Annotated in this window: 6 protein-coding genes; all 6 read left to right on the top strand. The window is 75.0% G+C overall.

Going from position 1 to position 7,551, the window contains the following annotated elements:
* Positions 1-184 precede the first annotated feature (184 nt).
* Positions 185-1,495: a replication-associated recombination protein A gene (locus FJ251_11860; GenBank protein ID MBM4118407.1), complete on the top strand. Its 1,311-nt coding sequence runs from the start codon at positions 185-187 to the stop codon at positions 1,493-1,495.
* Positions 1,496-1,497: 2 nt separating this feature from the next.
* Positions 1,498-1,929: a GNAT family N-acetyltransferase gene (locus FJ251_11855; GenBank protein ID MBM4118406.1), complete on the top strand. Its 432-nt coding sequence runs from the start codon at positions 1,498-1,500 to the stop codon at positions 1,927-1,929.
* Positions 1,929-2,687, top strand: a complete 759-nt coding sequence (locus FJ251_11850) for a class I SAM-dependent methyltransferase (GenBank protein ID MBM4118405.1) — start codon at positions 1,929-1,931, stop codon at positions 2,685-2,687. Before FJ251_11855 ends, FJ251_11850 begins: the two co-directional genes overlap by 1 nt.
* Complete coding sequence (locus FJ251_11845) at positions 2,684-3,100, top strand: archease (GenBank protein ID MBM4118404.1); 417 nt, start codon at positions 2,684-2,686, stop codon at positions 3,098-3,100. Before FJ251_11850 ends, FJ251_11845 begins: the two co-directional genes overlap by 4 nt.
* 9 nt (positions 3,101-3,109) lie before the next feature.
* A complete protein-coding gene (locus tag FJ251_11840; GenBank protein ID MBM4118403.1) occupies positions 3,110-4,540 on the top strand; it encodes an RtcB family protein in 1,431 nt (476 codons plus the stop codon).
* Positions 4,541-4,777: 237 nt separating this feature from the next.
* A partial coding sequence (locus FJ251_11835) for a hypothetical protein (protein ID MBM4118402.1) occupies positions 4,778-7,551 on the top strand: 2,774 nt, incomplete at its 3' end.

Genomic DNA, 7,551 nt, shown 5'->3' with positions numbered 1-7,551 from the left:
CCCCGGGCTTCGTCCTCTGGGACGGCCGGGACGCCCAGGGCCAGCGCGCGGCGAGCGGTGTCTACTTCGCCCGCCTGCGCCTGGACGGCCGCGAGCTGGGCCGGCAGAAGCTGTTGCTCCTGAAGTAGAGTCCGGCCCCGCGGCCGACCTTTCGCGCGTCGGGCGGCCCTGGTATGCTGCCGGCATGGACCTCTTCGCGAGCAAGGCACCGGCCCCACTGGCCGAGCGCATGCGTCCCCGCAACCTGGACGAATTCCTCGGCCAGGAACAGCTGCTCGGCGAGGGTAAGCCGCTGCGCCGCTACCTCGACAGCGGCGCCCTGTCCAGCTCGCTCATCCTCTGGGGTCCCCCCGGCACCGGCAAGACCACCCTCGCCCGCATCCTGGCCGGCATCGTCGAGGCCGAGTTCGCCACCTTCAGCGCGGTGACCAGCGGCGTCAAGGAGGTGCGCGCCCTCGTGGCCGCCGCCCGTGACCGCCTCGCGCTCAGCGGCCGGCGCACCCTGCTCTTCGTCGACGAGATCCACCGCTTCAACAAGGCGCAGCAGGACGCCTTCCTGCCGCACGTGGAGAACGGCACGATCGTCCTCGTCGGCGCCACGACCGAGAACCCCAGCTTCGAGGTGAACAGCGCGCTGCTCAGCCGCAGCCGCGTCTTCACGCTCAAGGCCCTCGGCGAGGGCGACATCCTCACCCTGCTCGAGCGCGCGCTCGCCGACGGCGAGCGCGGTCTGGGCGCCCAGGGGATCGTCGCCGAGGAGGGCGCGCTCGCGCTGATCGCCGGCGCCAGCAACGGCGACGCGCGCGTGGCGCTCAACTCGCTGGAGATGCTGGCGGCGAGCCTGACGGGCGAGCCGCCGCGCCTGGAGGTGGCAGCCGCCGCCGAGCTGATGCGTCGGCGCAGCCACCGCTACGACAAGGCCGGCGAGGAGCACTTCAACCTGATCAGCGCCCTTCACAAGAGCCTGCGCGACTCGGATCCCGACGCCTCGCTCTACTGGGCCGCGCGCATGCTGGCCAGCGGCGAGGATCCGCTCTACCTGATGCGCCGCCTCGTGCGCTTCGCGAGCGAGGACATCGGCAACGCCGACCCGCGCGCGCTGCAGCTCGCGGTGGCCGGCATGCAGGCCGTGCACTTCCTCGGCCTGCCCGAGGGCGACACGGCCGTCGCGCAGACGGTGCTCTACCTCGCGACGGCGCCCAAGAGCAACCGCGTCTACACGGCGATCCAGGCCGCGGCGGCGGACGTGGAGGCCCTGCCGGACGCGCCCGTGCCGCTGCACCTGCGCAACGCGCCGACGCGCCTGATGAAGGAGCTGGGCTACGGCGAGGGCTACGTCTACGCCCACAGCGACCCGGAGGGCGGCCTGCGCCAGTCGCACTTCCCCGCGGAGATCGGGCCCCGGCACTACTACGAGCCCACGGGGCACGGCCACGAGGCGAAGATCCGCGAGTTCCTCGCCTGGCGCCGCCGCGAACGGGGCGAGGAGGCCTGAGCATGGCCCCGCCCTTGATCCGGCCGCTCACCCCCGCCGATCTCCCGGCCGCGCTTGCGCTCTGGGCGCGGGCCGGCATCGAGCTGGGCACCAGCGATTCGCTCGCCGAGCTGGCCCGCGTGCTGGACCGCAATCCCGAGACCTGCCTCGGCGCCTGGGACGCGGAGGGCGCGCTGGTCGGCGCCGCGCTCGGCACCTTCGACGGTCGCCGCGCGAACCTCTGGCATCTCGCCGTGGCGCCCGAGCGCCAGGGTGAGGGGCTGGGCCGCGCGCTGATGGCGGCGATCGAGGCGGCCTGGCGCGGCGCGGGCGTCGTGAAGATCACCTTCTCGGTGCTCGCGACCAATCGGCGCGTGCTGGGCTTCTACGAGGCGCTCGGCTACCACGGGCGCGAGGACGTCTTCTGCGTGAGCAAGGTGCTGAGGGAGGACTGATGGCCGCGCGGCGCGAGTGGTGGGAGCGCTTCTTCAGCGGGCCCTGGCTGCGCTATCAGCTCGCCATGGACGAGCCGGCCCTCGTGCGGCCCGCCGTGGATTTCCTCGAGGCCGTCAGCGACCTGCGGCCGCCGCTCGCCGTGCTCGACGCGCCCTGCGGCGACGGCCGCCTCGGCCGCGAGTTCGCGCGGCGCGGCTACCGGGTGACGGGCCTCGACGCCACGCCCGCCCTGCTCGCCGCCGGCCGCCGCAAGGCGCGCGCGGCGGGTCTCGCCCTCGACTGGGTGGCGGGCGACATGCGCCGCGCGCGCTGGCGAGGCCGCTTCGACCTGGCCCTGTGCTGGTGGGGCAGCTTCGGCTACTTCGACGAGGGGGGCAATCGCCGGCAGCTCGCCGCCCTCGCCGCGGCCCTCAAGCCCGGCGGCGTGCTCGCCATGGACCTGCACAGCCCGGAGACGATCTTTCCCAGCTTCGCGCGGCAGCAGTGGAGCGAGCGCGGGGGCGTCACGCTGGTGAACCAGACGCACTACGACGCGCTGGCTGGCCGCGTGGAGACCGACTGGACCTTCCTCGAGCCGGCCAGCGGCCGGCGCCGGCGCGCGCGCAGCAGCATCCGGCTCTACACGCTGCGCGAACTGGTCGGCATGGCCGAGGCGGTCGGGCTCGGCGACTGCCGCGCCTTCGGCGACTACGAGGGCGCGCCCTTCGAGCTGGACGCGCGGCGCCTCGTCTTCCTCGCCGTGAAGGGCCGGCGATGAGCGCCGAGGCGCGCCTGCGTCCCGCCGGCGGCGATCTGCGCCTGGAGGCCGAAGGCGAGACGGCAGCCGCCGCGCTCGGCGCCGCGGTGGCGGCCTTCGGCGGCCTCCTGGCCGAGGGCGAGATCGCTCCGCGCGAGTGGCGCGCCCTGGCGCTCCACGCCGCCGACGCGCCGACCCTGCTCGCCGTTTTGCTCGAGGAGCTGCTCTTCCGCTTCGAGACCGAGGCCGCACTGCCGGCGGCGCTCGCGGTCGAGCGCCTCGCGGGCGGCACGCTCGCCGGGCGCCTCGGCTGGGAGCCCTTCGATCCCGCGCGGCATGCGCCGGGGCTGGGCGTGAAGGCCGTCACCTGGCACGACCTGGAGTTCGGCGAGCGGGACGGGCATTGGCGCCTGGCCGTGCTGCTGGACCTGTAGGAGAGCGCGATGGGCCTCGCCGCTTCGCTGCGCAAGCTCGACGGCTGCCGCTGGGAGCTGCCCCTGGGCAGCGTGGCCGGCCAGCGTGTGCCGGCGCGCCTCTTCGCCGACGCGGCGCTCCTGCGCCAGATCGAGAAGGACGAGACCCTGCGCCAGCTCGCCAACGTGAGCACGCTGCCCGGGCAGGGGGGGCCCAGCCTCGCGATGCCCGACGCCCACCAGGGCTACGGCTTCCCGATCGGCGGCGTGGCCGCCTTCGACGCCGAGGCCGGCGTGGTGAGCCCGGGCGGCATCGGCTTCGACATCAACTGCGGCGTGCGCCTCATCGCACTGCCGATCAGCGCCGCCGAGCTGAGGCCGCGCTTGCGGGAGACGCTCGACGCGCTCTTCCGCGCCGTGCCGGCCGGGCTCGGCAAGGGCAGCGACAGGCGCCTGGCCGAGCGCGATCTCGAGCGCGTCCTCACGCGCGGCGCGGCCTGGGTGCTCGACGAGGAGCAGGGCGGCGAGGCCGCCGACCTCGCGCACTGCGAGGCGGGCGGCTGCCTCGCCGGCGCCGATCCCGACCAGGTCTCCGAGCGGGCGCGAGCGCGGGGCGCCGAGCAGCTCGGCAGTCTCGGCGCGGGCAACCACTTCCTCGAGCTGCAGGTGGTGGAGGCGGTCTTCGCGCCGGCGGCCGCGGCGGCCTTCGGTGTCGAGGCGGGACAGGCCGTGCTGCTCCTGCACACGGGCAGCCGCGGCCTCGGCCACCAGGTCTGCGGTGACCACCTCCGGGTGATGGACCGCGCCATGGGCCGCTACCGGCTGCAGGTGCCCGACCGCCAGCTCGCCTGCGTGCCGATCCGCTCGCCCGAGGGCCGCGCGTACCTCGGCGCGATGGCGGCGGCGGCTAACTTCGCCTTCGCCAATCGCCAGCTCCTCACGCAGCGCGCGCGGGAGGTCTTTCGCCGCGACTGGGGCCTCGCGTCGCTGCCACTGGTCTACGACGTGGCGCACAACATCGCCAAGTTCGAGGAGCAGGGAGGCCGCCGTCTGCTCGTGCACCGCAAGGGGGCGACGCGGGCCTTTCCGCCCGGTCACGCCGAGCTGCCGCCCGCGCTGCGCGAGGCCGGCCAGCCGGTGCTCATCCCGGGCAGCATGGGCACGGCGAGCTGGCTGATGGCCGGCGCGCCGGGTAGCCTCGCCGAGAGCTTCGGCTCCTGCTGCCACGGCGCGGGCCGGCGGCTCAGCCGCGGGCAGGCCGAGCGGGAGAGCCGGGCCGAGAGCGTGATCGAGGCGCTGGCCGCGCGGGGCATCCTGATCGCCGCGGCCAGCCGGCGGGGGATCACGGAGGAGAAGCCCGAAGCCTACAAGGATGTCGACGCCGTGGTGGAGGTGGTCGCCCACGCCGGGCTCGCGACCAAGGTGGCCCGCCTGCGTCCGCTGGGCGTCGTGAAGGGCTGAAGTGGCCGGGCGCGGGCCCCGGGCCTTTCCGGCTCGAGGCGGCGACCGCCCCCTTGTGCCCATATTGACAATGCATGGCAGCGATGTGAGAGCGAGCAGTCAGGAAGTCTCCGAAAATTGGACAGACAGGCCACATTTCTGACACTTGGACGCCCAGCCCCCTCGCGCGAAGCCGGCGCCGGATCTACACTCTGGGCCCCGAATCCCAATCCCCCCGCATCGTCCCGAGGTGTTCCCGTGCGCCGCCCGCGGCTCACAACTCTCAGCGGTCTGCTCCTCGCGGCTGTCGCGCAGGCGTCGCTGGCCCTCGGCGCCCCGCAGGCGGCGCCCCGCGCGGGCGGCGCGGGCTCGCCCCAGCTCGGTCCCGACACCCTGTCGGTCGGCCACCGGTCGGCCCTGCGCAGTGAGCTGGCCGGGCTGCAGGCGGCGATCCAGCGGGACGGCCTGCGCTGGCGGGCGGGGGAGACGGGCATCCTGCGCCTCGCGCCCGAGGATCGGCAGCGCCGCCTGGGCGAGCGGCCCTGGCCGGAGCCTCCCCGCGGGGGCGCCCCCGCGCGCGGCGCCGGCGGCGCCTTGCCGGCGCGCCTCGACTGGCGGGCGGCGGGCGGCGATTTCGTCAGCGGTGTGCGCGACCAGGGGCCCTGCGCGACGGGCTGGATCTTCGCGCCGACGGCGGCCCTGGAGAGCGCATTGCTGCGCGCCGGTCGCGGCGGCCAACTCGCCGACTTCGATCTCGCCGAGCAGCAGCTCCTCTCTTGCCTGGACGACTACGGGCTCGGCCAGGGCTGCGCCGGCGGCTGGCCCGAGGACGTGCTCTGGTTCGCCGAGACCGAGGGCCTGCTCGCCGAGAGCGCGCTGCCCTACCGCGCGAGTGCCGCCCCGGGCTGCCCGGGTCCCGGCCGCGAGCGCCGCTTCCGCTTCCGCGACGCGGGCCTCGTCTGCGCTGCCGCGGACCGCGAGGCGATCAAGCGCGCGCTGCGCGATCAGGGTCCCCTCGTGACGACGATGGCCGTGCACAGCGGCTTCTTCGCCTACACGGGCGGCGTCTACAGCGCGCTCGGTGAGCTCGCGGGCTATCACGCCGTCGCGATCGTGGGCTACGACGACGCGCAGAGCTGCTTCATCGCCAAGAACAGCTGGGGCGAGAGCTGGGGCGAGGGCGGCTTCTTCCGCATCGCGTACGACGCGGGCTGCCACTTCGGCGACTGGACCCGCGCCGTGGGTCTGCAGACGACAGCGCAGGGGCCCTATGCGGCGATGGCCGTCTCGGCCGAGCGCCTGCGCGCCGGCCAGCCCGTGCAGTTCAAGGACTGCTCCCTGCCGTTCGCCGCGCCGATCGCCCGCTGGGAGTGGGATTTCGACGGCGACGGCGCCACCGATGCCCTCGGCCCCGGTCCGCACAGCTTCGGCTTCCGCCGGCCGGGCCGCTACGCGCCGCGCCTGCGCGTGCGCGACGCCGCGGGCCGCGAGGACAGCTGCCAGCTCGCCGGCGGCATCGACGTCGTCTTCGCCGGCTCGCTCTGGACCGTGGACCTCGCCGCGCGCGGCGCGGGTGAAGAGGGCGACGGCAGCGCCGCGCGCCCCTTCCCGGAGATCCAGCTCGCGCTCAATGCTGCGGCTGACGGCGACACGATCCTCGTGCGACCTGGCCGCTACACGGGTGCGATGAACACGGAGCTCTTCGTCGGCGGCAAGTCGCTGTTCCTGCGCGCTGCGGGCGAGCCGGGCTCGGTGATCCTCGACGGCGGCGGCCGGCGCCGGCTGTTCCGGCTCAGCGCGCCGCGGAGCGGCGAGCGGCGCGCGCAGCTGCGCCTGCAGGGGCTGAGCCTCTGGAACGGTCACGATGCCCTGCGCGGCGGTGCGATCGCCAGCGAGGGCGTAGCGCTCGTCCTCGAGGACTGCGAGCTGGCGGGCTGCACGGCCGCCGACGAGCAGGGCGCGGGCGGCGCGATCTGGACGGACGCCGGCCTCAAGCTGATTCGTTGCATGCTGCGCGAGAACCGCAGCGGCGGCGACGGCGGCGCCATTCAGGCGATGGGCGCTTCGCTCGAGCTGGACGGCTGCGCCTTCGTGGGCAATGCCGCGGAGGGCGTGGGCGGCGCGATCAGCCAGAGCGGCGGCCTCTTCGCCGCGCTGCGCAGTCGCTTCCTCGGCAACCGGGCCGGCCTGCGCGGCGGCGCGCTGGCGCTCTTCGGCGTCAGCGGCGGCCTGGACGCGCTGCGCTTCCAGGAGAACCGCGTCGAGGGCAGCCCCGCGGCCGCGCGGGGCGGCGGCGCGATCGCCTGGGAGGCGCCGGGGGCGGACCTGCTCGTCACGAGCTGCCTCTTCAGCGAGAACGAGGCGCCGATCGGCGGCGCCCTGCGCCTGGACGGCGGCCGCTTCATGGGCAGCCAGCTCAGCTGCTGGGGCAATCGCGCCAGCGAGCGCGGCGGCGCCTTCGCGCTGATGACGGCGGGCGACACACCCGAGCTGATCAACTCGATCTTCTGGGGCAACCTGGCGCCCGAGGCGGCGGAGGTCCTCGCCGCCGGCGACCTGGGCCTGCGCAATTGCCTGGTCGCGGGCGGGCTCATCGGGCAGGCGGTGCTGGCCGAGGATCCGCGCTTCGTCGACGCGCGAGGCGGCGACTTCCGGCTTGCCGAGGACAGTCCCTGCCTGGGCACCGGCGATCCAGCCGGCGCGCCGGCCCTGGATCTCGCGGGCCTCGCCCGGCCGCAGCCGGCCGGCAGCGCGCCCGATCTCGGCGCCTTCGAGTCGGCGCTGACGACCGCGACCGGCGCCGGCCTGCCCGAAACGGAACTGCTCTTCACCGGCGCCTATCCCAATCCCTTCAATCCGCACACGACCTTCAGCTTCCGCCTGCCCCGCCCGGGCACGGTGACCCTCGAGGTCTACCAGTCCTCCGGCCGGCGCGTGGGGATCGTGCTCGACGAGGAGCCGCGCGGCGCCGGCGAGCACCGCGTGAGCTGGGTGGCGATCGACGAAGCGGGCGAGCCGCTGCCCAGCGGGGG

This window comes from bacterium (genome assembly GCA_016873475.1).
Classification (GTDB): domain Bacteria; phylum Krumholzibacteriota; class Krumholzibacteriia; order JACNKJ01; family JACNKJ01; genus VGXI01.
The sequence above is the reverse complement of the archived record's forward strand: the minus strand, read 5'-3'. Positions and strand labels throughout refer to the sequence as shown.